27 protein-coding genes and 1 tRNA gene are annotated in these 24,773 nt (G+C 53.5%); 23 read left to right on the top strand and 5 right to left on the bottom strand.

Translation table 11 applies throughout. The features are described 5' to 3' along the window. On the top strand, positions 1-202 hold a 202-nt coding region (locus WC612_08460), incomplete at its 5' end, for a hypothetical protein (GenBank protein ID MFA6280796.1). 58 nt (positions 203-260) lie between these two features. Here WC612_08460 and ychF read toward each other — a convergent pair. Further along, positions 261-1,367, bottom strand: coding sequence for a redox-regulated ATPase YchF (gene ychF, locus WC612_08455; protein ID MFA6280795.1), 1,107 nt, complete (start codon positions 1,365-1,367; stop codon positions 261-263). A gap of 150 nt (positions 1,368-1,517) precedes the next feature. After that, positions 1,518-2,003: a hypothetical protein gene (locus tag WC612_08450; protein MFA6280794.1), complete on the bottom strand. Its 486-nt coding sequence runs from the start codon at positions 2,001-2,003 to the stop codon at positions 1,518-1,520. A 254-nt stretch (positions 2,004-2,257) separates the two neighbouring features. Here WC612_08450 and argS point away from each other — a divergent pair, with 254 nt between their 5' ends. Next, on the top strand, positions 2,258-4,039 hold the full coding sequence (gene argS / locus WC612_08445; protein ID MFA6280793.1) for an arginine--tRNA ligase: 1,782 nt from the start codon (positions 2,258-2,260) through the stop codon (positions 4,037-4,039). On the opposite strand, the gene WC612_08440 is transcribed toward argS, so the two are convergent. Continuing rightward, a complete protein-coding gene (locus tag WC612_08440) occupies positions 4,023-4,643 on the bottom strand; it encodes a hypothetical protein (GenBank protein ID MFA6280792.1) in 621 nt (206 codons plus the stop codon). The two genes, argS and WC612_08440, sit on opposite strands and share 17 nt — an antisense overlap. A 146-nt stretch (positions 4,644-4,789) precedes the next feature. Here WC612_08440 and WC612_08435 point away from each other — a divergent pair, with 146 nt between their 5' ends. The 5 genes from WC612_08435 (at position 4,790) to mrdA (ending at position 9,227) form a co-directional block, all read left to right on the top strand. Beyond that, positions 4,790-4,918 (top strand): DALR anticodon-binding domain-containing protein, encoded by a 129-nt coding sequence (locus WC612_08435; GenBank protein MFA6280791.1) that lies wholly within the window; start codon positions 4,790-4,792, stop codon positions 4,916-4,918. Continuing rightward, positions 4,896-5,891 carry an SPOR domain-containing protein gene (locus tag WC612_08430; protein MFA6280790.1) on the top strand — a complete coding sequence of 332 codons (996 nt, stop codon included), beginning with the start codon at positions 4,896-4,898 and terminating at the stop codon, positions 5,889-5,891. Before WC612_08435 ends, WC612_08430 begins: the two co-directional genes overlap by 23 nt. A gap of 87 nt (positions 5,892-5,978) precedes the next feature. Further along, a complete protein-coding gene (mreC, locus tag WC612_08425) occupies positions 5,979-6,875 on the top strand; it encodes a rod shape-determining protein MreC (GenBank protein MFA6280789.1) in 897 nt (298 codons plus the stop codon). Next, positions 6,876-7,391: a hypothetical protein gene (locus WC612_08420; GenBank protein ID MFA6280788.1), complete on the top strand. Its 516-nt coding sequence runs from the start codon at positions 6,876-6,878 to the stop codon at positions 7,389-7,391. It abuts the gene before it with no gap. A gap of 12 nt (positions 7,392-7,403) precedes the next feature. Beyond that, positions 7,404-9,227, top strand: coding sequence for a penicillin-binding protein 2 (gene mrdA / locus WC612_08415; protein ID MFA6280787.1), 1,824 nt, complete (start codon positions 7,404-7,406; stop codon positions 9,225-9,227). Between the two features lie 19 nt (positions 9,228-9,246). Here mrdA and WC612_08410 read toward each other — a convergent pair whose 3' ends face one another. Next, positions 9,247-10,425 (bottom strand): DUF2336 domain-containing protein, encoded by a 1,179-nt coding sequence (locus WC612_08410; GenBank protein MFA6280786.1) that lies wholly within the window; start codon positions 10,423-10,425, stop codon positions 9,247-9,249. Between the two features lie 120 nt (positions 10,426-10,545). On the opposite strand from WC612_08410, the gene WC612_08405 reads away from it, so the two are divergent. The 7 genes from WC612_08405 to WC612_08375 all read left to right on the top strand — a co-directional run bounded on the left by WC612_08405 (position 10,546) and on the right by WC612_08375 (position 15,990). Then, positions 10,546-10,797: a hypothetical protein gene (locus tag WC612_08405; protein MFA6280785.1), complete on the top strand. Its 252-nt coding sequence runs from the start codon at positions 10,546-10,548 to the stop codon at positions 10,795-10,797. 214 nt (positions 10,798-11,011) lie between these two features. Continuing rightward, entirely contained in the window at positions 11,012-11,959 is a 948-nt protein-coding gene (hemC, locus tag WC612_08400) for a hydroxymethylbilane synthase (GenBank protein MFA6280784.1), read from the top strand. A gap of 8 nt (positions 11,960-11,967) precedes the next feature. Continuing rightward, entirely contained in the window at positions 11,968-12,699 is a 732-nt protein-coding gene (locus WC612_08395; GenBank protein ID MFA6280783.1) for a uroporphyrinogen-III synthase, read from the top strand. A 5-nt stretch (positions 12,700-12,704) separates the two neighbouring features. After that, on the top strand, positions 12,705-13,607 hold the full coding sequence (locus tag WC612_08390; GenBank protein MFA6280782.1) for a hypothetical protein: 903 nt from the start codon (positions 12,705-12,707) through the stop codon (positions 13,605-13,607). Beyond that, positions 13,604-14,938 carry a heme biosynthesis HemY N-terminal domain-containing protein gene (locus WC612_08385; GenBank protein ID MFA6280781.1) on the top strand — a complete coding sequence of 445 codons (1,335 nt, stop codon included), beginning with the start codon at positions 13,604-13,606 and terminating at the stop codon, positions 14,936-14,938. The genes WC612_08390 and WC612_08385 overlap by 4 nt, the downstream gene beginning before the upstream one ends. Next, the gene (locus WC612_08380) at positions 14,938-15,540 is read left to right on the top strand and encodes an HAD family hydrolase (protein MFA6280780.1); all 603 of its coding nucleotides are present in this window, start codon (positions 14,938-14,940) and stop codon (positions 15,538-15,540) included. The genes WC612_08385 and WC612_08380 overlap by 1 nt, the downstream gene beginning before the upstream one ends. Positions 15,541-15,549: 9 nt before the next feature. Further along, complete coding sequence (locus WC612_08375; GenBank protein MFA6280779.1) at positions 15,550-15,990, top strand: hypothetical protein; 441 nt, start codon at positions 15,550-15,552, stop codon at positions 15,988-15,990. A 66-nt stretch (positions 15,991-16,056) separates the two neighbouring features. On the opposite strand, the gene WC612_08370 is transcribed toward WC612_08375, so the two are convergent. Next, the gene (locus WC612_08370) at positions 16,057-17,742 is read right to left on the bottom strand and encodes a cache domain-containing protein (protein MFA6280778.1); all 1,686 of its coding nucleotides are present in this window, start codon (positions 17,740-17,742) and stop codon (positions 16,057-16,059) included. 127 nt (positions 17,743-17,869) lie between these two features. Between WC612_08370 and mnmA the strand changes: the two genes are divergently transcribed. The 9 genes from mnmA (at position 17,870) to WC612_08325 (ending at position 24,542) form a co-directional block, all read left to right on the top strand. Next, positions 17,870-18,943: a tRNA 2-thiouridine(34) synthase MnmA gene (gene mnmA / locus WC612_08365; protein MFA6280777.1), complete on the top strand. Its 1,074-nt coding sequence runs from the start codon at positions 17,870-17,872 to the stop codon at positions 18,941-18,943. A 155-nt stretch (positions 18,944-19,098) separates the two neighbouring features. Then, positions 19,099-19,665, top strand: a complete 567-nt coding sequence (locus WC612_08360; protein ID MFA6280776.1) for a hypothetical protein — start codon at positions 19,099-19,101, stop codon at positions 19,663-19,665. Positions 19,666-19,862: 197 nt separating this feature from the next. Continuing rightward, positions 19,863-19,937: transfer RNA gene (locus WC612_08355), tRNA-Met, on the top strand. Positions 19,938-20,070: 133 nt separating this feature from the next. Next, complete coding sequence (locus tag WC612_08350; GenBank protein ID MFA6280775.1) at positions 20,071-20,472, top strand: Arm DNA-binding domain-containing protein; 402 nt, start codon at positions 20,071-20,073, stop codon at positions 20,470-20,472. A 166-nt stretch (positions 20,473-20,638) separates the two neighbouring features. Then, positions 20,639-21,103 carry a hypothetical protein gene (locus WC612_08345; protein MFA6280774.1) on the top strand — a complete coding sequence of 155 codons (465 nt, stop codon included), beginning with the start codon at positions 20,639-20,641 and terminating at the stop codon, positions 21,101-21,103. Further along, entirely contained in the window at positions 21,096-22,883 is a 1,788-nt protein-coding gene (locus WC612_08340; GenBank protein ID MFA6280773.1) for a prohead protease/major capsid protein fusion protein, read from the top strand. The genes WC612_08345 and WC612_08340 overlap by 8 nt, the downstream gene beginning before the upstream one ends. Continuing rightward, a complete protein-coding gene (locus WC612_08335; protein MFA6280772.1) occupies positions 22,884-23,096 on the top strand; it encodes a hypothetical protein in 213 nt (70 codons plus the stop codon). A 3-nt stretch (positions 23,097-23,099) separates the two neighbouring features. Beyond that, positions 23,100-23,444, top strand: coding sequence for a capsid cement protein (locus WC612_08330; protein ID MFA6280771.1), 345 nt, complete (start codon positions 23,100-23,102; stop codon positions 23,442-23,444). A 252-nt stretch (positions 23,445-23,696) separates the two neighbouring features. Further along, positions 23,697-24,542: a nucleotide sugar dehydrogenase gene (locus WC612_08325; GenBank protein ID MFA6280770.1), complete on the top strand. Its 846-nt coding sequence runs from the start codon at positions 23,697-23,699 to the stop codon at positions 24,540-24,542. The last annotated feature ends 231 nt before the right edge of the window (positions 24,543-24,773 follow it).

The following is a 24,773-nucleotide window of genomic DNA, read 5'->3' as shown; positions in this document are numbered from 1 at the left end:
AAAACAAGGTCAAAATACATCGAGGATTGAAGAAGGATCGGCGGAGAAAAATGATCAGCTTTTTGCTCTCAAAATCGTGAATCTACCCACACCTTTTGATCATTATGCCGGTAATTTCAAATCATACCCGGCAGCGTACCCGGTTATCTATGAGATGGCAAGAGAGCGAATGAGTCGTGATGATGCTTCAACATGTTATTAATTAAGAGAATTTATCTGTTTTGATCCTTCCTGAAATCCCCTGAAATAACAACGTTGGTTTAGACGTTAAATCTGAAGTGGAAGATGTCGCCGTCTTGGACGATATATTCCTTGCCTTCTTGGCGCAGTTTGCCCGCTTCGCGTGCGCCGGACTCGCCGCCGCAGGTCACAAAGCTTTCGAAATCGATGGTCTCGGCCTTGATAAAGCCGCGCTCAAAATCCGTGTGGATCACGCCTGCGGCGTTGGGGGCGGTGGAGCCTTTGCGCACTGTCCACGCCCGTGCTTCCTTAGGTCCGACGGTAAAGAAGGTGAGGAGGTTTAGGCTTTTATAGCCTGCGCGGATGATCTTGTTCAGTCCCGCTTCTTCAAGACCCAGCGCATCCAAAAACTCCTTCTTGTCGTCATCGCTGGCAAGAACCGAAACCTCGGCTTCGATGGCCGCCGCGATCACGACGCTTTGCGTGCCTTCGGCCTTGGCCTTGGTGGCGACTTTTTCGGATAGTGCGTTGCCTGTGGCCGCATCGGATTCCGCGACATTAGCAATGTACAAAACGGGCTTAGCGGTGACCAGTTGCAGGCGCTTGAGGATCACGGCCTGATCGGGCGGCAGCGTCTTGAACAGCTCACGCGCGGGCTTGCCGTCTTGCAAAAGCTTAAGCGCGGGCTCCATAACCGCCAGCTGATCTTTGGAATCCTGATCGCCGCTTTTGGCGAGTTTTTGCGCTTTATAGACGCGGTTTTCAAGGCTCTCCATATCCGCAAGCATGAGTTCCGTCTCAACCGTTTCGGCGTCGCGGATGGGATCGATAGAGTTTTCGACGTGCGTGACATCACCATCTTCAAAGCAACGCAGCACATGAATGATCGCGTCCACCTCGCGGATGTGGGCAAGGAACTTGTTGCCAAGGCCTTCGCCTTTGGCCGCGCCGCGCACAAGGCCCGCGATGTCCACGAACTCCAGCTGTGTGGGGATGATTTTGGCCGATCCTGCGATAGAGGCCAGCTTGTCCAGTCGCGGATCCGGTACGCCGACGCGACCGACGTTTGGCTCAATCGTGCAAAAGGGATAGTTGGCCGCCTGCGCCGCCGCCGTGGCAGTAAGCGCGTTAAAAAGCGTTGACTTGCCGACATTCGGCAGCCCGACAATACCGCAATTGAAACCCATGGTTGTGATCCGTCCTTAAGAGCCTAAAAAAGGGGGTTATAGAGGATGACGGGGGGCGGGTCTAGTTTTAACCTTATTAAGGAAGATCAAAAAAAGCGCCATGCCCGTGAAAAGGGACATGACGCTTTGATGTCGTGCAAAAGGTCAGGCTTACTTGCCAAACGTGACGAGCGAGCCGTTGGTTGAATAGAGGGGTGCGCCGCTGCCAGAGGTTGTGACGGAATTGCCCTGTTCAACCTCAGTTGTTGTTTCTTCCTGCTCGGCTGGAACATAGCGATTATTGTGAGTAGGGGCTCTTCTGGCCGTCTTGGGGCTATAGACATAGTCATGTCTTGCCGAGGCAGCCTTAGCGCATTTTTTAGCGGCCATTTTAGGGGTCTTTTTTGAGGCCTTTTTCATGGCCTTTTGATGCTTTTTATGGGCTTTATGCGCCGCCTTTTTCGTCGCCTTTACCTCTTTTTTATGGGCGACTTTGGCCGCTTTGGCCGTGGGCGCGGCGGGGGTGACGGCTTGCTCCGCCGCAGCGGGGGCGACAACAGCTTGCTCTGGTTGCGTCAAAAGGTCTTCGCTTGTTTGGGCGAAAGCGGGGGGGATCATCAGAAAGGCGGCCATGGCGGCAAGTAAAAGCGCTCGCATCGTTTTCTCCGTTGATTGAACATGGTTAAGTCAGTAAGGGAGCCTATACCAGCCCGAGGAAAAACAAAATGGAAATAACAAGGGGGGAGGGAGCCGCATAACACCTTGAATAAGGCCAACAAGGTGGGGTAAGGTTCTTTAACGCCAACAGTTTAACGGAATTGTTTCCCATGTCATCCCATCTTGCCCTCCGACGATATCGCGAAAGCATGACTATCGTTGTTTAATTTTGTCCATTGAGGGGAGTCTTTTCCGTGCCACTTTTTAAAACTGTTCAAGCGTCTGTTGGTGAAATTGTCAGCCAGTTGATCAAAGAGGGTGCTTTGACGCTTTCCGCGCCTGTGCCCGCCTTTGTGGTGGAGCCGCCGCGCGATCCCGCTCATGGCGATATGGCGACAAACGTGGCCATGACCCTGACCAAGCTGGCGGGTAAGCCGCCTCGCGTCATTGCCGAGATGATCAAGGCCAAGCTGGAAGCGTTGCCGATGGTGGCCAGCACGGCTATTGCAGGGCCTGGGTTTATCAATCTGCGTTTGAAGCCAGAGGCGTGGCAGGGCGAGGTCAAAGAGATTCTGACTGCTGGCCTTGCCTATGGCGACAGCGATCTGGGCCAAAAGCAAAAGGTGAATGTCGAGTTTGTTTCTGCCAACCCCACGGGCCCCATGCATGCAGGGCATGTGCGCGGCGCGGTGCTGGGCGATACGCTGTGCCGTCTTCTCGCCAAGGCGGGCTATGACGTGACGCGTGAATACTACATGAACGACGCGGGGACACAGATTGACGTTCTCGCCAAGACGACGCATTTGCGCTATCGCGAGGCTTTGGGCGAGGACATCGGCGCGATCCCCGAAGGCTTTTATCCGGGTGAGTATTTGAAAGAAGTCGCGGCGGCGCTCGTCAAGCGCGATGGCGATAAATGGCTGGGCAAGCCCGAAGAGGAATGGCTTACGCCCGTAAGGCGCTTTGCTTGCGATTATATGATTGAGGTGATCAAGGAAGATTTGGCGCTGATTGGTATCAAGCACGACGTGTTTACGAATGAGCGCGTGATCGTTGAGAATGGAACGCTGGACAAGGTCTATAAGATTTTGGATGAAAAAGGCCTGATCTATGTTGGCACGTTGCCGCCACCGCGCGGCAAGGAAATGGCGGATTGGGAGCCTGTGCCCCTCACGCTGTTCCGCTCTAGCCAGTTTGGCGATGATGTGGATCGTCCCCTTAAAAAGCGCGATGGAACGTGGGCGTATGTGATGCCTGACATGGCCTATCACTATGACAAAGTGCAGCGCGGCTTTCAGTACATGATCAACATTCTGGGAACGGACCACGGCGGCTATCTGGAGAGGTTGCGGCCTTGCGTGGCCGCTTTTTCTGGCGGTACGGCGCGGTTAGAGGTTATTTTTAACAACATCGTCAAAATCTATAAGAATGGTGTGCCCGTCAAACTGTCCAAGCGTTCGGGCAATCTGATTACGCTGCGCGAGATGGTGGAGCAAGTCGGCGTCGGCGCGGTGCGTTTTTTCATGCTGACCCGTGCGCCGGATTCTGAGTTGGAGTTTGACTTTGCCAAAGTCGTGGAAACGACGCGCGATAACCCCGTGTTTTATGTGCAGTATGCGCATGCGCGGTGTTGTTCGGTTCTACGCAATGCGGCGACGATGATGGAGGGGATGGATCTTTCGGCGCAGGCGCTTGCCAAACTGGATATAAGCGCCGTTGCCGCGCCAGAGGAAATCGCGCTGATCCGCGCCTTGGCGGGGTGGCCGCGTGCGGTTGAGGCGGCGGCGATCGCGCAAGAGCCGCATCGCATCGCCTTTTTCCTTCTGGAAATGGCGGCGGCGTTCCATGGCTTTTGGAATAAGGGCAACGACAACGCCGCCCTGCGTTTTATCATGACGGATCAACCCAATCTGACGCGCACCAAAATGGCGCTTGTCAAAGCGGTGCAAACGGTTTTAGCCAGCGGCCTTGCCGTGATGGGGTGTGAGGCTTTAGAGGAGATGAAGAATGACGAGACCGTTAGTGATTCTTTATAACGAGTTCCCAAACTTTTTTGGCTTCTCCTGTGGGGCGGGTCGGGGGCTTATCGGCTGAAGTATCATAGATGACCTTAACGCCAAATTGTCCGTTTTTATCCTTGACCAACCCCTTGCCGTCGCAGCCGTAAAGATTCAGAAAAGGCTGATCTTCAAGATTGGTATTAAACGAAGAAGCCGCGCACGTTGTGCCGAAGAAATTAAAATTGGGAATTTCATAGCTGCCATAGGCTGGTACTTTCTTGACTGTTCCATCGGGTAAGGGTAGCGAATCAAAACTGCTGCGCACACGATCCACCCCAACGTTGTTATACTGTTCTATAATTTTGTTGTCCTTAACGATCGCAGCTGTGTACTCAATGTCGGGTTGGTCATAGGACTGTTCGGGGATCTTTGTGATTTTTCTTATCACAACCAAAATGGGATCGCCTCGTTCGTCGCCCAGTTTTATCATTGTTGCGATTTCAGGTGTGTTAAGTCGCCCAGCATAGGAATTTTGAAAGCTTTTTCCTTCCTCGGCACTGGCAGTATTGTGTGCTGCGGCTCCGGTTACTAAAAGGGAGGCTGCTAAAAAAGCTTTAAAAAGTTTATGGTGCTGTTTCATGGGAATCCCCTTACTAATTTCTTTTTGTAAAACCATGTTTTGGTCTTATGGAAAATAGTATTATAGCATATCTTTGATTAAAGAAATACTTTCATACTACAGGAAATGTATCATACTGGCTAAAATCATACGTTGATTCTCAATAAATTAACGAAAGTGCTTCAAAAAAGATGGCGCTTGTCAAAGCGGTGCAAACGGTTTTAGCCAGCGGCCTTGCCGTGATGGGGTGTGAGGCTTTAGAGGAGATGAAGAATGACGAGACAATCACCGCATGAATTGTTCGCGCAGCGTCCTGTGCGCTCGGACTATGGTCGCCGCAGTACCTCTTCGCCGCTTCTGACGCCGCGTCGTCTTTTGATCATCGTGGGCTTGCTCATTGTGGCCGTGATTGCGGGCATTTTGATCAACACGATGGGGGGCTCCTCTGGTGAGACCCCACAGGAAATCCCGACCATTCAAGCCGAAAGGCCCATTAAAGAGCGTCCCGATCAACCCGGTGGGATCGACATTCCGCATCAGGATGTTGCCGTCTTCCAGCAGCTTGATCAAAAGAACGGGGTCCCTTCTCCAACAGGCGGGGCAGAGCAGCTTTTGCCGCCGCCAGAAACGCCACAGGCTGCGCCTGCCCCTGCTACGCCACCCCCTGTGGCCGAAAAGGCTGAAGTTGCCCCAGCAGCTACCCCTTCTGTTCAGGAAGCGCTGCCGCCTGCGGTAACCGAAGCGGCTGAGCCTGTGCCTTCTGCTGTTGCGGCTGCGCCGGAAGAGCCCAAGAAGGAAGAGCCTAAAAAAGAAGAGACCAAGCCTGTTGCCCTTAAGGAACCTGTCAAAAAAGATGTTCAACCAACTGTAAAGGTTAAAAACAATCAAGACGCCGTTGTAAAGAATGAGGCTCCTGCGGCGCGGCTCCCTGCGGCGCTATTTACGACGGGGGAGGTTCCCTCTTCGGCGGCGCCTAAGAAAGAGGCTGTAACGACGCCCACACCAACGACAGCCCCTGTGGCAGGAAAAGGCGCCTCGGTTCAGTTGGCTTCCTATCCTGATGAGGCGACGGCAGAGCGTGAGCTTAAAAGATACCAGTCCAAATATGCGGGCATTCTGGGAGGTACTTCCCTGCGCGTTGTACGGGCTGATTTGGGCGCAAAAGGCGTCTATTACCGCCTTATCAGCGGCTCCGTGGGGGAGGCAAAAGCGAAAGCCATTTGTGCCGATCTTGCTAAGCAAAAAGCCAGCTGTTTGGTCGTGAGATAGGCAAAAATTCCATTTGTCTTTTTTTCTAATTCCTTTAAACTGGCCGAATACAAAGTAAATCAAACGTAAGTCTCGGAAAATAAAGGGATGTTGGCTCCAAAGCGTCAATCAGGGTGGGTTTATACGGCTGCGCTATCATGGCGAGTCGTCGTTCACCGATTCTCTTATGCGCTTTTTTTAAGCCTTTCCTTGGGTCTTTTGGTTTTTGGTCATGCGCGTCCTGCCGTTATGCAAAATGCGCGCTCTCAGATTATCGACAACATTGCGCCTGTACTCGACGTGGTCGCACGGCCTTTGGCCATGGTGGAAACGGTTACAGCCCGCCTTCAATCCTATCGCAGCCTTCTTGATGAAAATGCCCGCCTTCGTACCGAAAACGCGGGCCTTGTGCGTTGGCAAAACGCCGCGCTGGCGCTGGAGGGTGAGAACAAGGAATTGCGTGGGTTGCTCCATTATAAGGCAGAGCCTTCCTTGGCTTTCGTGACGGCGCGGGTCATTGCCGACACGGGTGGCGCGTTTGTGCGTTCGTTGATTGTGACGGCGGGCAAGCAGGATGGCGTTCACGAAGGCATGGCTGCGATGACGGGCGATGCTTTGGTTGGACGCGTGATTGAGGCGGGGGAGTGGACGTCCCGTATTCTTTTGGTCACGGACATGAACTCGCGCCTTCCTGTGGTTTTGATGGGAACGGGCGATCATGCCATTTTGGCGGGTGATAACACAGGGAATCCCCGCCTTCGCTATTTGTCGCAAGAAGCGGATGTGAAAATCGGGGCGCGTGTGATGACATCGGGACACGGCGGCATTTTTCCGCCGAATGTGCCCGTTGGCATTGTCTCTCGTTTTGAACGGGGCGAGTTTGAGGTGACGCCGTTGGCGTCTATTGGCCGCATCAATCAAGTGCGTCTGATCGACTTTAATTTAATGGGTGGGGCGTTTAATCCCATTGCGGCCAAGGTTCAGGCCGCCTCCTTTGCGCATTAAATGAGCTCTTCCTTCCTTCAAAAAAGTGGACAACTTGTCCGGCATGCCTTGCCGTTTGGTATAACGGTGGTTTTTATCGGGGCAAGCGTTCTTGTTCTGCCCGTTCCTTACCTGAGTGGCATTGCGCCGATGCTTGGCCTTGTGGCCGTCTATTATTGGGCGATTTACAGACCGGATTTGTTGCGTCCGTTTTTTGTCTTTTGGCTTGGGCTCTTGAACGACGTGTTGCAGATGTTGCCGATAGGCTTGTCGGCCATTCTTTTTCTTGGCCTTTATCAATTGGTTTTTAGTCAACGACGTCTTTTTGTCGGGCAGACGTTTCCTATTGTCTGGACGGGATTTGCGTTGGTGGCCTTGATGGCGTCTTTGGTGCAGTGGTTTGTTTTGTCGCTCTTTGAAGGGCAGGGGCTATCGGTTCAGCCAGTTTTTCTTCAATTCTTGTTGACGGTTTTTCTTTTTCCTTTGCCTGCTTGGCTTCTTATTCATCTGCAACGCGCTTTTCTCACACAGGAATAAAAAGGCCCTTTTATGAGCAGTCGTGAGACAGAAAAATCTCGTTTGTTTACACGCCGCGCCGTTCTTATTGGGGCGGCGCAAGTCGGCTTGTTTTCCCTTCTTTTAGGCCGTCTTTATTATCTTCAGATTCTTCAGAAGACAAAATTCACGATGTTGGCGGAAGACAACCGGATCAGCTTAAGGCTTATTCCGCCGCCGCGTGGCCAGATTCTGGATCGAACAGGCTCGCCGCTAGCCGTAAATCAAAAGAACTATCGCTTGGTTTTGTTGCCAGAGCAGGTTTCCAACCTTCGGGATCTTTTGGACAAGATTGGCCTTTTGGTAGAAGTGACGGAGGCTGATCGCAAGAAAATCGAACGCGAGTTTAAGAATCTTGGCGGCCTGAATGCCGTGCTGGTTCATGACAATCTAACATGGGATCAGGTTTCGGCTCTTTCTCTGAACAGTCCCAGCCTTATGGGGACAGAGATTGAGGTCGGTGAGGTAAGAACCTATCCCTATACTGTGATGACATCCCATATTGTCGGTTATGTCGGGCCCGTTTCGCAAAATGATAAAGACAACGGGCGTATGAACTTGACAATGCCGGGCTTTCGGATTGGCAAAAGCGGTCTTGAGCGTCGCTATGATGCCTCGTTGCGCGGGGAGCCGGGCGATGTGCAAATGGAAGTGAATGCGCATGGTCGCGTTGAGCGCGAATTGGCGCGTAACGAGCCTGTCGCGGGGCAGGATCTAAAGCTGACAATCGATATAGGGCTTCAGCAAATCGTGCAAAAGCGATTGGAGCAAGAGCAAAGCGCTTCCGCCGTTGTCATGGACATCTACACGGGGGCTGTTTACGCGCTTGTTTCGCACCCCAGTTTTGATCCAAACCTTTTTACCTATGGCATCGGCCAGCAGGACTGGGATCGTTTGAACGATGACCCTTATCTCCCGTTGCTTAATAAGGTGCTGGATGGTGTTTATGCGCCCGGTTCGACCTTTAAGATTGTCACGGCGCTGGCGGGGCTAGAGGCAGGCATCCTTAATCCCAAAGAAACCGTTTATTGCCCGGGTTATATGGATTTGGGCGATCACCGTTTCCATTGTTGGAAGCGTGGTGGGCATGGCCCCGTCGATTTCGTTCATGCGATGGCCGGATCGTGCGATACTTATTTCTACGACCTTGGCAAACGTGTCGGGATTGATCGCCTTCAAGCGATGGCCAAGCGCCTTGGCCTTGGCGAGAAAACGAACATTGATTTTCCGCATGAGCGCTCTGGGCTTGTCCCCAGTCGCGCGTGGAAGATGGCGACGCGCGGCACTAGCTGGCAACAAGGCGAAACCCTTATCACGTCGATTGGGCAGGGCTACGTCTTGGCCTCGCCAATGCAGTTGGCCATCATGGTTGCACGTATTGCTAATGGTGGTTATGCGGTGACGCCCCATATCGTTCAAAAGGAGCCTCCCCCTCTATCAGAGAGGCCTTGGCTTGGCTTTGACACCAAAAACCTCGATGTGCTGAAGGAGGCCTTGTCGGCGGTTGTCAATTTGCCCATCGGTACGGCGCACAGCGCGCGCATACAAGAAGAAGGCATGGAGATGGTCGGCAAAACCGGCACGGCGCAGGTGCGCCGGATCAGCACGGCTGAACGTGCCGATGGCGTTATGACGAATGAATCGCTCCCGTGGAAAGAACGTGATCACGCCTTGTTTGTTGCCTATGCCCCTATAGGGAATCCCCGTTATGCTGTGGCGGTCGTTGTTGAACATGGTGGCAGCGGCGCACATACAACGGCCCCCCTCGCGCGGGATATTCTTTTGGCTTGCCAGAAAATCAATCCCGCAGGGGCATAGGAGCGCTTAGCAAAAGCCCTTAGGCTTGCTCTAAGGACGCTGCCGCAGACGCTTCGGCGATCCTGTAAACATCGCTGGGATCGATCCGCCAGCTTTGCACCATGGCTTCGGCCATAGCGGGCTTCAGCCGATCAAAGGTTTGCATCGCGACGCTCAGTTCGCGTGGGTGAACGATTTGATCGTCGGGCCGTCCGCCTCGAGCCATCAGGAAGATCGAGATGAACGCCCCTTTGTCGATAGACAAAGCGCGGCAAAGGGCCACTAGCATCCGGCTTTCCGCTTTTTCTGTCATAATATCGACAAGGGATAGGTCAAGCTTGTTCAAACGGCTGAGCGTAATGTTGAACAACCTGTAATGGCCCATGCGCAGCATGGGGGGCAGGAGCTTGGTCGTGAGCGCGTCTCTTTCCTCAAGCCAATCGGCGAGGGCCAGCATGGACTCATCGTCGCCGCTTTCGAAGACGTGGGCTTTCAACTTTTCTTCGACAGCTTGATCCAAGGCGGCGTCAAGGCGGCCGGGACCATACCCGAACCGTTCTAGGGTTGCGCGACGCAGATCCTTTTCAACCCACCAAAAAAGACGCATGGCGTTATCGGCGGTGAGCTCGGGCCTTGAGAGAATAGGTTTTTGTAAAACAGCCCCCAGTCGCGCCGCTTCGATCATCACTTCTATGGCCCGCGTGGAAAGATGAGCGCCAAGATTTTTGGCGACCAGAGACATAATCTGAAGGCTGCCCGTTGTCACAAGAGCGTCCGCGACGGCTTCACTGATCGCCTTTCTTGACGCGATGGCGATGGCATGATCGCTCGTCTTTGTTTTCGTGATCATGATCAGATCGTCGTCGCTCAGATTCTCGTTGACCATCAAGATATCACGCGCGATTTCAATAGGGCCTTGCGCGATGCGTGCCGCCACTTCGCGTGGCGCTTGAAGGGCTTTGGCAAACCGATTGATAAGGGCCTGACGAACGCTGGCGTTCTCGTGTTGGATCAAATCCTCAATCAACTTTGTGACAAGAACTTCCTCTTTATGCGTCAGAGAAGCTGGCGGGCTCAAAAAAATCTCGGACAATTTGTCGGCGAGCAAGAGGCGACCTTTCTCGCTACGGTCGTGTGCCATAGCAAGAAGGGCGGGTAACTCCTTATGAATACTGCTGTCCATCTCGCTCTCGTGTATGATGATGTGATTGTGTGTCATTTATTTAAAATATTCCTCCATTTTATTAGACCATAGAAGGGTTAAGAAAATGTTCATTGCGAAGGCGTAATATTGTGATAAGGTTACTTATCTTTTGAGTCTCCCCAAAGGGGGTTCCCCATGCAGATCGCTCAGATACCCGTCCCACCAACATCAAACGTCGTGACGCAGCCACAGACGCTGACCAATACCTTGCCCCAAGTCTTGACGCAGGCTGTTGCGCCTATTAGCCAAAGGGCTATTTCCCCAATGGAGAAGCTTGATAGGGGCCAAAAGTCGCGCCGCCGTGGGGGCGAAAAAGAGCGGGAAAAGGGGCAGGAACAGGCTCAGGCTCAAGATGGTCGTGGAGATTTTTTGAATATCAGCGTTTGACATCATTAAGGCTCCTTTTAAAAATTTGTTGACCCCGAGGGGTCTTTTTTTTGTGCATCGCGCTTTCTGCACTGCACATTTAAGAGTATACACGATTTTCATGAAACTAATTCGTTGATTCTATGGTAAAAAAATTGTTAAGGTTGTTTTGTCCGTTTTTGGGTTCGATTCTACCCTCTAGGGGTAAGAACTTCCTGTTTTTGGGTAGGGCGAGATGAAAAAGATTTTTCGACTAGGCACGCGTGGAAGTCCTTTGGCTCTTATTCAGGCACAAGTCGTGCGTGAAGAGCTGATGCGTGCACGAGATTCTGTACATCAAGATTGTGAAATTGAGATTGTTCCTATTCGTACCACGGGTGATTGGAAGCCAAGCGATAAGGAGCAAAGTTTTTTTGAGCTTGGCGGGACAAAGGGTCTTTTTACCAAAGAGATTGAAGAGGCTCTTTTTAGCGGGATGATTGATTGTGCCGTTCACTCGATGAAGGATGTTTCAATTCAGGGGCCTGATGGGCTGGTTTTTGCGGCAATTTTAGAGCGTGCTGACCCCCGCGATGCGCTTCTTTCCCCCATTGCGCCGCGTCTTGAAGATTTGCCCAAAGGGGCGCGGATTGGCACGTCAAGTTTGCGTCGTCGTGCACAGTTGTTGGCGGTGCGGCCCGACCTGATCATCGTTCCTTTGCGTGGCAACGTCGATACGCGCCTTCGCAAATTGGCAGCGGATGAGGCCGATGCCACGGTCTTGGCCGTAGCGGGACTCACGCGCCTTGGCGTTTTGAATCGCGCGGCGTCTATCTTTGAGACGAAGGTCATGCTTCCTTCGGCAGCACAAGGCTGCCTTGGCATTCAAACGCGTGCCGACGATGAGGAAATGTTCACATGGGCGCGTCGAACAAACCACGAGGCAAGCGAAACGTGCGCCCTATGCGAGCGTTTTGTTTTGCGTGTGCTGGATGGATCGTGTCGCGTACCGATTGCCGCTTTGGCTACTATAAAGGACAAGGGGCGCTTGCATCTTGAGGCGATGGTGGCGCGGCCCGATGGCACAGGCGTTATCCGTCGTGAGAGCGAGGGCGCTGTGGCCGATTTTGAAGCAATAGGCCGAGGTCTTGGTCAAATCATCAAAGCAGAAGTGCCGCCGGACTTTTTTGGCGATGAATCGTAGCAATCATTATGCGGGTCGTTCTCCTCACGCGCCCTTTGCTTCTGGCCCCGCCATCGGTGGAGAGGCTTAGACAACGTGGCTATGGCGTTTTTCATGAGCCGCTCTTGACGATCAGACCTTTATCAACGCCGCGTCCATCTTTTGAAACGCCCCCCATCGTCGTCATAACCAGTCGTGTGGTGTTTGACGTCTTGGCCTCCCGCAAAGGAGAGGTTGAGGATCTTTTATTGCGCCCCTGTTATTGTGTGGGGGAAAAGACCGCGCAAGCGGCGCATCTTTTTGGTTTTACAGATATCCGCCGTGCGGCATGTGACAGCGAAGACTTGGCGCGGTGTTTGATAAGGCAAGAGTCAAAGAAAACACCCGTCCTGCATATAGGCGGGGATGATCGCGAAGAAGCCTTTTACAAGAAAGTGCATCATGCCGGATGGCCAGAGGTTCGGGCTTGGCCCGTCTATAAAGCCGAGGCGGCGGAGACCTTAACGGAAGAGCTAACCTTACTGTTATCCCATCATAAGTTGGACGTGGCGCTTTTCTATTCATCCCGCACGGCGCGTGTTTTTGTAAGGCTAATTCGCCAAAACAAGCTAGAGGCTTGCTGCTCCAGCCTAACCGCGATAGGCTTAAGCCCATCGGTTCTAGAGGCACTCAAGCCACTTCCCTTCAAGGCTTTGCTCGCGGCAAGCCAACCAACGGAAACGGATCTTGTGACCTGCCTGACAACGCACGTTCCCCTTTGAGGTTTATGATGACGGAAACGCCCGAAACAGAAAAAACAGTCACGCCACCTCAAGACCCATCCTTTGCGCGAAAAGTTATAATGGCGCTTTTGGTGATTGTGGCTTTGTGCGCGGGCGCTTTGATACAAAGGGGCCTGTCCGATTCTTGGCTGGGTCAGCAAGAGATGACCCTGACCCTTCCCACACCCGCCGACGTTCCCGTTTTATCGCCCGACGAACGGGCGAGCCTAGACGCGCTACCGCAAGACCATGCGCCATCCTCTTCTGTGCCAGATGACTTGCAAAAAATGAAAGATACGCTGGCAACGCTTTCGGCAGCTCTCACGGCGATGCAGGAGAAGCTGGATAAGACGGTTCAACTTGCCGATGCTCACAGTGCTGCGGCGAGCGTCGATGTGGCTTCTGTTGTTGCCTATATCCAACTGCAAAGGGCGGCGCTTGCCGATCAGCCGTTTGAAGTAGAGCGCCAGCTTATGCTCAAGACGGCCTCACAAGATGCCAAGCTGGCCGAAACGCTGGCGGCGCTGGAGCCTTTGGCCAAGAGTGGTGCGCCGTCGCTGGTGACGCTTCGCGCGCAGTGGCGTGACCTTGCCGCGTCCGCGCAAGCCGCCGTTCGGCAAGAGGCGGCGCAGACATGGCTTGATCGTCTCCTCGCCACGCTTAAAAGCGTGGTGTCCATCAAATCCCTGAAAAATCCGCTTGGCGATGACCTTGCCTTTGCCGCTGTTGACCGCGACCTTGAGCAAGGCCATCTGGCCGCCGCCTTAGAAAAAGTTGCCGTGATGCCTGATGCAGCACAAAAAGTCGTCGCTGAATGGAAAGAACGCGCCGCGTCTAGGCTCAACGTGGACACGCTTTTAACCGCTTTGACAACGCGCCTGATTGAACGCGCCACGGCCGCACCATGAAAAAAATAGGGTTCCTTCTTCGTCTGGTTCTGGTCATCGGTCTTGTCGTTTGGCTGGCGGATCGTCCCGGAACGGCGCAGATCGTGTGGCATGACACGGTAATCGAAACCTCGGCAGCGGTTTTGGCCGTGATGGCGGTGGCCATCCTCTACATGCTGGTTTTGCTGTATCGCTTGTGGCGTGGCCTTGTGGATGGTCCGCGCTTTTGGCGGTTGAAGCGCAAGATCGGCGCGATGGAAGAGGGGCAGGGCGAATTGTCCAAGGGCATGGCTTCGCTGGCGGCGGGACAAGCCACCGCGGCGGGACGTCATGCTGTCAAAGCGCGCAAGCTGTTGGGTGAGCTTCCGGTGACGCAGCTTTTGCTGGCACAGTCGGCGCAGTTGGCGGGCGATCACAAAACGGCGCGCAGCCTGTTTCAGGCGATGACGAAAGATGAGGCTACCGCTGTTTTAGGGTATCGCGGGCTGATCACGGCGGCGCTTCGTGCGGGTGATTATGAGGAAGCCGCGCGGCAGGCGCAGCTTTTGGAAGGGCTGAAAAAGGACGTGCCGTGGCTGCATCTGGTTCGTTTTGAGGCGGCGGCGAAGCTGGAGAATTGGCGCGCGGCGCAAGGCTCGTTAGAAAAAGCGCGTAAAGGACGGGCGCTTCCCGCCGCCGTAGCGGATGAGCAGCAAGCGACCTTGCTGTTGGCGGAGGCGAAGAACGCACTGCGGGAATCCTTGCCGAAAAAAGCGTTAGAGCTGGCTGAAAAAGCCAAGAAGCTCAGGCCCGATTGGCTGCCTGTGACGCTTGTTCTGGCTGAGGCGCAAATCGTGGCGGGTCATGCCCGCGCGGCGCTGCGTGGGCTTGAACGGGCATGGGAGCGTCATCCCAACGGTCAGCTTGTCCCCTTGGCGCTGTGGGCGGCGGGTGCGCAAAAGCCGATGGACGCGCTTAAGCAGGTGGAGCGCTTGACGCGCAGCACGCGTGAGACGGTGGAAAGCCATCGCGCGGTAGCCGAGGCGGCGCTGAAGGCTGATTTATGGGGCGAAGCGCGTCGGCATTTGATGGCGCTGGTGGGGCAGGGGCGGGCAACGACCCAGACCTATCAGATTTTGGCGCGGTTGGAGCAAAAAGAAAACCATGATGAAAAGGCCGCCGCGGCATGGTTGGCCAAGGCCGTGAGTGCGCCGGCTGAGGCGCGGTGGCAATGCACCGCGTGTGGCGCGGCCCATGAAACGTGGGAGGCAACGTGCCCGCATTGCGAGGCGTTTAATCGCCTTGAATGGGGCGTGGCGGGGCAAGCGCGTGCGGCCAGCGAAAATAGACCCTTAGCGTTAGAGTTTTTATAATGACGGATTCCCCTTCTGCTCCGCTTCCTCGCGTGATTGCCTTTTTTGATTTTGATGGAACCTTGGTCAAGGGCGATAGCTTGTGGCCTTTTTTGCTGGAAGCCGTTGGCCCCTTCCGTTGTTTCTATGCCCTTATGACCGCGCTTACCGTTTATCTTATGACGGGCAAGACGAAGGACAGGCGCACGCTGATCAAATCGGTTATGCTTGAAAAGGCTTTAAAGGGGCGCAACCTTGAAAGCCTTGCGCCTGCCGTGGCTCGTTTGTGCCTTTGGCCGCGTTGGTTGGAGTCGAGGGACGCGCTGCAAAAACATGCTGAGGCGGGGCATTACATCGTGATCGCGTCAGGCAGCCTTGATGTTTATTTAAAAGCGCTTTTGGCGGACGTTCCGCACAACGCCATCCTTTGCACCGAGATGGAAAGTGAGGGAGGCGTTTTAACGGGGCGCATGAAAAACGGCAATTGTGTGCGTGAGACAAAGGCTGAGCGCGTCGCGGCCACCATGCAGGCCTTTGGGCCTATTGACGAAAGCTGGGCCTATGGCAACGCGCCGCATGATCTGCCAATGATGAAGCTTGTGACCCACGCCGTGATTGTGTAGCCTTCTTCCATGAAAAAGAAAACATTCTTTGCCGTGACCGTGGCTCTTTCCGTTGGCATCATGCTTCCTGTGCTCCCTGCGCAGGCGGCTGTCCACACGGTCAAGAAAGCACGTTTCTCTAACGTGGGACAGCAAGCGCCCCAGACGCGCTTTGCCAAAGCTATTGAGGATTTGCCTTTAATGGAGGGGTTAGAGGTTGTCGAGGACAAGGATGTCCTTTTTATCCTTGGCCCAGAACGCATTGCCCAAACGACGGCCAAAGGGCGCGTTGATATCGATAAGATTTATTATTTTTATCAGCAAAGCCTTCCGCAGATGGGCTGGCGCGAAGTTACGGCTAGCCTGTATGAACGGGCTGGCGAGCGCCTGCATGTCGAGGCCAGCTGTGCGAACAGCGATGGGATGACCTATGTTCGCTTTTCGGTTGAGCCGATTAGCAAGGAAGAATAGCACCACGCCGCCGCCTTTAAACCGGCCAGCCCCACAATCCCCCCCTTACAGAAGCCTTGCGCTGAATTAGCTAGCGCGAACCTTGTCAAGGAAGTCTTGAATGTTCTTTTTTAAGCCATCAGACTGCTTGGACAATTCTACAGAAGAGTCAAAGACCTCGTTGGCCGCGTTGCGGGATTCCTGCGCCGCATGCGTCACACTGACGATGCTGCTCGAAATCTCGCTGGTCCCTGCCGACGCTTGCTGAACATTGTTCGAGATTTCGCGGGTTGCGGCATCTTGTTGGCATAGGGCTTCGGCAATCGTTTTTGTGATCTCATCGATCTTTTCAATGATTTCACCGATAGACCGGATGGCCTTGACCGATTCACTGGCCACAGTCTGCACCGTCACAATTTTGCTAGAGATTTCTTCTGTAGCACGCCCCGTTTGGTTGGCCAGATTTTTAACTTCGCTTGCCACAACGGCAAAGCCTTTACCCGCTTCACCGGCACGGGCCGCTTCAATGGTGGCATTAAGCGCCAGCAGGTTGGTTTGTGCCGCGATATCTTGGATCAGTTTGACGACATCGCCAATCTGGGCCGCCGCTTCGGATAGGGTCGAAACAGTAGCATCCGTCTTTTTGACTTCCTCAACAGCTTCGGCGGCGACGCGGCTGGATGTTTCTACTTGACGGTTAATTTCACCAATAGAGGCCGAAAGTTCCTCAGAGGCCGAGGCGACCGTCTGGATGCTAGAGGAAGCTTCCTCTGTCGCGGCGGCTACGGTTGAGGTTTGTTGGCTCGTTTGGTCGGACATTTCGAGAAGGTTCTTTGAATTGCCCTGCAATTCAACAGCAGCGTGGGAAAGCTGTCCAACGATTTGGCTGATGCCGGTTTCGAAGTCATTGGACAATTTTTTTAAGGCCACGTTTTTTTCCTCGACAAGACGCTTGTCGGAATCCAATTGAGTTTTAAGAGCCTCGACTTTTTGGGCATTGTCCTTAAAAACATGAACCGTTTGAACCATCGCGCCGATTTCATCACAACGACCTTCCAGTCCAATCTCAACATCAAGATCTCCATTAGCCAACTTTTCCATGGAGGCGTTGAGGCTTAAGAGCGGCTTGGTAATCGACCTGCCAATGAATACGGCGATGATAAAGGCGATAAAGACGATGATCAGAACAACGCTCCCCAATTTAATCTGAACCTTTGTGACGGTAGCGTTGATGTCTTCGACATTCACGCCACTGCCGATCAACCAATTCCATTCGGGAATGCCTTTGACATAGGATATTTTAAGCTTGGCGGTATTATCGGGTGGCCAATAGTATTGATGCAGCCCCATGCCGTCCTTCTTTACAATGTTGATGAAGGACACAAAAAGATTGTCGCCGTCAGCATCCTTAATGGTCGTAACATCCTTTCCGTCTAAAGCTGTTTTGATGGGGTGCATAATCATTTTCCCATCCATATCATTGATCCAAAAATACTCTGACTTGTCGTAACGAAGGCCTTTGACAAGGGCGATGGCCTTTTGCTGCGCTTCTTGAACGGGGATTCCTTTGCTTTGCGCTTCGACGGCGATTTGGGTGACAAGGGAATGAGCCGTTTCAACGATGCGACGCGTTTGATCGTTGCGTTGTTGGAAAAGCTCGTCTTTGATCAAGGTGGAACTAATAAGCAAAACAGCGGACAGACCCACAATGAGCGTGGCGATCAGGACGTAAATTCTTGTCGTGATTTTGAAACGCGCTGAACATTTGGCCATGGCTAGTTCCTTAAAGGCGGGGAGATAAGTATGGTTAATTTAGGTTGATTCGTTTCTTTAAAGCAAGAGTCATTAATTTAAATTTTTCTATTGTTTTGGCTTAGTTGATGGGTTACGGCTCCTATTAATGACCCATTTGCCAGACGAGACAATACACCCGCGTTTTGCCGTCGCTCTATCGGGCGGTGTGGATAGCGCCGTGGCCGCCGCGCTCCTAAAGGAGGGGGGGGCGGACGTTGTGGCTTTCACCATGCGCTTGCAAAAAGGGGACAGGACAGACGATGCGGTGCAGGTCGCTGCTGCACTCGACATCCCTCACCATGTCATCGATCTGACCGAGCGCTTTGCCTTATGTGTGATGGGGCCTTTTGCAGAAAGTTATGCCCGCGGCGAAACACCATCGCCTTGTGTGCGCTGCAATCGGTTGATTAAATTTGGTGCGTTGATCGATGCGGCCAAGGAGCAAGGGACAACGGCTCTTGTGACAGGACATTATGTGCGGCGCGTGGAAACGGACGGCGGCGCGCAGTTGCATACGGGCAGCGACCCTGTGCGGGACCAAAGCTACTTCCTTTCGGCATTGACCCAAGAACAGATCGACTTTATGCGCGTTCCTTTGGGGGCGATGGATAAAAGCGAAACGCGGGCGCTGGCCTTGCGTTATAAATTACCTGTAGCCCATAAGTTGGACAGTCAGGATATTTGCTTTGTGGAAGGTGGTGACTATGCCGCCGTTGTAAAGCGTTTTTGTCCCGATGCTTTTCAAGCAGGCGAGATCGTTGATCAGGCGGGGTGCGTTTTGGGTCATCATCAAGGTCTTGCGTTCTTCACTGTTGGCCAACGCAAAGGGCTAAGCCTTGGTCATCGCGAGGGAGATCACAATGATCCCTTGTTCGTTCTCTCTCTGGAGCCAAAAAACAATAAGGTGATCGTTGGTCCACGCGAAGCGTTAGCGCGGCGGATCGTTCATTTACAGGATGTGAATTGGTTGGGCGACGACGTGCCTGCCGAGGGTCTTTGCGTGACAACAAAGCTGCGCTCTGCTCAGGCTCCTCTTGCGGCGCGTTTTTACGCGATAGAAAACGGTGGCGGTACGCTTCATCTTGATGCGCCGACCTATGGCGTTGCCAAGGGACAACGGGCAGCGTTATATGATGGCTCGCGCCTTCTGGGGGGCGGGTGGATCGTTGGCAGTGAGTAGGCTGTTAGGCCGTAACATCAAGGCCCGTCGTGAAACTATTAAGAACATTACCTTGTCTTGGCAATTTTATTGTATAATCAGCTCGTCCACTAAGTGGGCAGTGGATCGTGATGGTTATATTTAGTAAATGAATTCATATTTTTTAGGAGGTAAAAATGGTCGAGAGGCTCAACAGGAAGATTTGTGAAAACGCCGAAATACGTACCTGTGATGGGAGACTCCCTGATGAAGGTGCGATGAGCGAATCTGAAATAGAATACAGGAAAAAGGTTGAGGATTCCGTTGCAATAGTCAATCTGTTGCAGGGGCAAGGATTCGAGAAATTTCAGTTTGGGCCTGTACCCGCTGTGGCTTCGGCATTGGCCACATATCTAGCGCTACAGACAGGTCAGGTGTATGAAAGCACTGGATCCGATTTTGTAAATAAGGCTGATATCAGGGGGGGGGATCACATTGACTTTCAATTTCCAATGATTGGACTATGCCGTATCGTTATTGGTGCCAAAACGGAATATTATTGTGCCCTTACAGAAATAACCTGCTCCGAAGATGGGAAAGTTCAAAGCAGTTTGCCAAAATATTTCGAGGTTTCAGCTTTTATGAAACGTGTTCGAGAAGGAAAAATGAACAAACCGGTATGTGAGGTATTTAATGATTTACCTCGTACTGAGATAACGCCTACCAACCGCTCAAACCGTTCGGCGGAGTGCAACCTACAATAAGACCCTATCCAAGAACGTGGGAAGGACTCTAACTTGTCTATGAATGAGGGCTTGGTTCTGTCTTAAAACTGTCTCTTTTTGCGCTTTTTAAGCCTGTTTTTGACACCTTTTTTACCCCCTTTTTCGCCTTTTTTATGCTTGAAACGCTTGACTTTCCCTATCGCTGTGCCCTATGACTCCCCCCTCGCAAGTAACGTGGCAGCGTAGCTCAGCGGTAGAGCAGGGGAATCATAATCCCTTGGTCGGGGGTTCAAATCCCTCCGCTGCTACCAAATAACGATTTGAAGACGTCCGAGGATGTCCCCTAACGTCTTCATATTACTAGTGAAATCTCCAAAATAATGTTCTAGACTGTCCGTCGAAAACCACGTGCTTCCAGCCCCTAAGTGGGGCAACTAATGGGGCATGTGGGTTACTGCGTTTTGGAGTTGCCCCACTATGCCGCTTACGGACAAAGAATGTAAAAGTGCCAAATCAGCCCCAAAGGTCTATCGGATGAATGATTCCCGAGGCCTTTATCTTGAAGTCGCCCCTTCTGGCGGTCGTTATTGGCGCTATAAATACAAGTTTCTCAAAAAAGAGAAGCGCATTTCCTTAGGGGTGTATCCAGAAACTTCCCTTGCTGAAGCTCGAAGCAAGCGCGACATGGCAAGAAAGATGCTTTCTGAGGGAACTGACCCATCCGAACATAAGAAAGGGCAAAAACGTGATGCGCTTTTGAACGCAGCTACGACTTTTGAGCTTGTTGGGCGGGAATGGTACGACAATCAAAAAGGTGCATGGGCGGAAAATCGTTGCCGTCTATAAGTACCATTTTTTGAAGCTTGTTATTTGCTGCAAACTCTCGTGCAGAGGGTGAAAACTTACACGTTGCAACGAACACGCCCTTGGTCGCTCCCTTGCCAGTCAACGCCCCTGAAAAGCCGCGAATGACTTCTGACGAGATTGTGGCGTCTGGCTGGTATCGTTTGGCTTGGAGATAAATAACATCAAGCCCCAAGACGTCTTCGTTGATAATGCCATCTATGCCGCCATCCCCTGTTTTGCCTACACGGGTAAGCTGTCGCCCCATAGCGTGATCGTCTTTCAATTCTGCCGCCCCGTGTGGGAGCGTTTTGTGCGCCTCGCGGTGTTGGCTGGTCATATCCCCGCGCGTGATTTTGATCGCGACCCCGCGAGTTTTCTGGACGTCGATTGGTTGCCGCCCAAATGGGATTGGGTCGATCCACAAAAAGACGCCAACGCGGAAATCATGCAAATCAACGCGGGTCTGAAAAGCCGCAGCCAGTCGATTGCCGAGCGCGGCTATGACGCCGAGGAAGTTGACGCCGCGATTGCCGCCGATCATGCGCGGGAAAAAGAACTCGGCCTTAGCTTTCAAACGCCACCTGCTAACGCCAGCAACCCACCCAGTGAAGGAACCGCCACCAATGCCTGATCTTTTGACCCGTAGCGCGAGCCTCGCGCCGCAAACAGCCAATGCCGACGCCCGCACGATTGAGGTTGTGTGGAGTACGGGATCTCCCGTGCGCCGCCGCGACATGAGCGGCGAGTATTTTGAGCGGCTGTCGCTCGAACCCGCCGCCGTCGATCTGTCACGCCTTATCGGGGCCAGCGTCCTTGACGCGCACAAACAAGGCGCGGTGCGCGACGTGCTGGGGACGGTTCGCAGTGCAAACGTGGACGGCAAAGATGGAAAAGCGATCATCCAGTTTTCAACCCGCGCCGAGGTCGAACCTATTTGGCAAGACGTTCTTTCCGGCATCCTGCGCCATATCTCGGTCGGCTACACCGTCGAGGCGTGGGCGGAAGGCAAAGAAAACGGTAAGCGCACCCTGACCGCCACGCGCTGGACGCCGATAGAAATCTCACTCGTTCCCACACCCGCCGATCCCGGCGCAACCATTCGTAAGGAGGAAAACCACATGCCCGAAACCATCATCAATACCGACAACAAAATTGACCGCGCCGCCGTCAATGCCGAGATCCGCAGCATCGCCCGTGTCGCGGGATTGGATCAAGCCTTTATCGACACGCAAATCGACGCGAACGCTACTCCGGACGAAACCCGCAAGGCGGCGTTTGATACGTTGGCACAACGCGGCCCGTCCATTCGCACCGAGCAAACGCGCATGGAAATCGTGCAAGACCATGACGAGCCAACCGTCCGCGCCCAGCAAATGGGCGAGGCTTTGTATGCCCGCATCAATCCGACGCACCAACTGTCCGAACCCGCGCGACGTTATGCCTATGCGACGTGCGCGGACATGGCAAAAGAAATCTTGACCTTGCGCGGCGCATCGGTCACGGGTCTTTCGCCCGCGACGCTTATCACCCGTGCCTTGCACACCACAAGCGATTTCGGGATCATTCTGGGCGATACGGTAGGGCGCACCCTTCGCGCAGCCTATCAAGCGGCCCCGTCCGGCATTCGTATGCTGGGGCGGCAGACAACGGCCAAGGATTTTCGCGCCGTCAACAAGATCATGCTGGGCGAAGCCCCCTTGCTGGAAAGGCTCAACGAGCATGGCGAGATTAAATCCGGCTCGATGGTCGAGGCGAAAGAGGCCTATCGCATTGAAACCTTCGCCAAGAAAATCGGCGTCACGCGCCAAGTGCTGGTCAATGACGATCTGGGCGCGTTCTCCGACCTCTCGCGGCGCATGGGGCAAGCGGCGGCGGAAACGGAATCCCTGACTCTTGTATCCCTCCTTGAATCCAATGCGGGCGGCGGCCCCAAGCTCAATGACGGAAAGACACTGTTTCATGCCGACCATGCCAATCTTGCGGCGGCGGGCGGTGTGATTGCGGACACAACCTTATCGGACGCCCGCCTTTCTATGCGCAGCCAAAAAGGGCTTTCGGGGCAACGTATCAGCGTCACGCCTAAATATCTGCTTGTACCGCCCGCGCTAGAAACCACCGCTGAAAAGTGGCTGGCGACGATTGCGGCAGCCAAAGCCAGCGACGTAAATCCTTTCTCCAATTCCTTCACGCTGATTGTCGAGCCGCGCCTGACAAGCGCGACGCGCTGGTTTATCACAGCCGATCCCGCAGAAATTGACGGGCTTGAGTTCGCCTATCTCGCGGGCGGCGAAGGCCCACAAGTCGAAAGCAAATCCGGCTGGGATGTAGACGGCGTGGAAGTGCGCGTTCTCTTGGATTATGGCGCGGGCTTTGTCGATTGGCGCGGCTGGCACATGAATGAGGGCACGTAAGTGACAGACACCGCCCAACTCACGGCATGGCGTGACGCGCTGTTAAAGGCGCGTTACGCCGGAATCCGCACCGTCGAATATGACGGCAAGCGCGTGTCCTACGCCACCGACGCGGAAATGGCAACCGCGTTGGCCGATCTTGAACGGCGCATCACCTCCACCACCACCCAGCGCATCACGCAAGTGCGCATCAACTCAAGCAAAGGAGTCTAATCCATGAGAAACTTTATTCAAAAAGGCGACGTTATCACCGTGATCGCACCCACGGCTCTTTTATCGGGCCAAGGAGTCCTTATCGGCAACCTGTTTGGCGTGGCGACCAAGGCCACAAGCGTGGGCGGCATTTTGGAGCTTGCCACGCAAGGCGTGTTCACTCTCCCCAAGGCCGCTAACATTGCTTTGGACGCTTGCGCGCGCGTGTCATGGGACGCCGCCAACAACCAAATCGTCGCCCCAGCATCGGGCATGGCTCCCGTCGGTGTTGTCACCCTTGCCGCCGCCAACGGCACGACCTCCGCCCGCGTAAGGCTGGATGGGGTTAGTACGGCGGTCGCGGCGTAGGTGTAAAGGCCCTGTTTTCATGAAACTATTAACCATAACAGCTAATAGTGGAAACAGGGCATACTTCTTTGCTATATGCTAAGGCGCGTTAATTTCTGGCCTGAGCGTTTTCAGGCACCAATTTTTCTGCATTTAAAAGGCCATATAGCATGGGCTATTTATTACTTGAAGAAGACCTCTTTGTAAAACAAAGCATCATTGACCATCACTCTCCCGAAGGGCAGAGGATATCTTGTCGAAGTAAAAAAAGGGATGCTTGCCCTTGGCGATTTTATGCGTCCCGATCGCGTGGTGTTCGGCACAAACAATCCCAAGGTGGGCGAGGTGATGCGTGCGCTTTATCGTCCCCTATATTTGCTGGAAACGCCCATTCTTGAAACGACGCTGGAATCGTCAGAGCTGACGAAATACGCGGGCAACGCGTTTTTGGCGGCCAAGATTACCTTTATTAACGAGATCGCCGATTTGTGCGAAAAGGTCGGCGCGAATGTGCAGGATGTTGCGCGTGGCATCGGCCTTGATGGACGTATCGGCAAAAAGTTCTTGCACGCAGGCCCTGGTTACGGCGGCTCCTGTTTTCCTAAGGATACGCTTGCTCTTGTGAAAACAGCGCAGCAAGTTGGCGCGCCCATGCGTATTATTGAAACCGTGGTGGACATTAACAATAAGCGCAAGGCCCATATGGCGGAGCGCGTCATCGCGGCGGCAGGCGGCGATGTAAGGGGCAAGAAGGTTGCCGTGCTTGGCGTATCGTTTAAGCCCAACACCGATGACATGCGCGATAGCGTGGCGCTTGACGTTATTCCGGCGTTGCAAGCGGCGGGTGCGGTTGTGCAGGCCTTTGACCCTGTCGCGATGGAGGAAGCGGGAAAGCTTTTGCCAAACGTGAATTGGATGAAGGATACCTATGATGCCTTGCAAGGCGCTTGCGTGGCCGTGATCCTGACCGAGTGGAACGAGTTTCGCTCCATTGATTTCGAACAAGCCAAGCAGATCATGCAGGCTCCCGTTCTTGTCGATTTGCGCAATGTCTACAAGCCGGAAGAGATGGCTAAGACAGGGGTTGCCTATACCTCAATCGGACGGGGAAGCGTTTAGGCTTTTGGGAGCTGTTTGTTTCGATGCGCGTAGAGTGATACCAATCCGCCTATGAACTAACCTATAAAGAAACAAGAAAACGGGATCCCCGCTTTCGCGGGGATGACGCTAAAGGGGGCATAATGATCAAAAAGGTGTGGGTAGATTTCGTATAAGTTTATGATAGATTTGAGGAAAAGGGAGTTTTTGAAGGTGTCACAACAAAAACTGTCCGAAGTGTGGATGTTTTTC

The organism is Bdellovibrionales bacterium, assembly GCA_041662785.1.
Taxonomy (GTDB): Bacteria; Pseudomonadota; Alphaproteobacteria; order UBA9219; family UBA9219; genus UBA8914.
This window is presented reverse-complemented; position numbering and strand designations above follow the sequence as displayed.